Consider the following 271-nt stretch of genomic DNA (forward strand, 5'->3'; position numbering starts at 1 on the left):
TAAAGGGACGTTTGAAAAATTCTTCGGCTTGCTGGTAACAGGTTTCGACGCGGGTATTGAGTTGCTCGAGCATGCTTCTTCGGTCTCCAGAGGAAGCGAGTATGCCGCAAAGGCTGGTCTTATCGAAAACTCAAGCTGCCGAATGGTCGTAGGGTTGTTCTGTCATTGGCAAATACGGACCCTGTTGGAGCGAGGCTTGCCCGCGAAGAGGTCAGTTGTTCGGCAAAAATTCCGAATATGAATCAAGGGCTTCGCGGACAAGCCTCGCTCC

Annotated in this window: 1 protein-coding gene; it reads left to right on the plus strand. The window is 51.7% G+C overall.

The features are described from left to right. Positions 1-241: hypothetical protein (locus AB0T83_RS20450; RefSeq protein ID WP_366195027.1), on the plus strand; the 241-nt coding region annotated here is incomplete at its 5' end. Between the last annotated feature and the right edge of the window lie 30 nt (positions 242-271).

The organism is Meridianimarinicoccus marinus, from assembly GCF_040689105.1.
GTDB lineage: Bacteria > Pseudomonadota > Alphaproteobacteria > Rhodobacterales > Rhodobacteraceae > Meridianimarinicoccus > Meridianimarinicoccus marinus.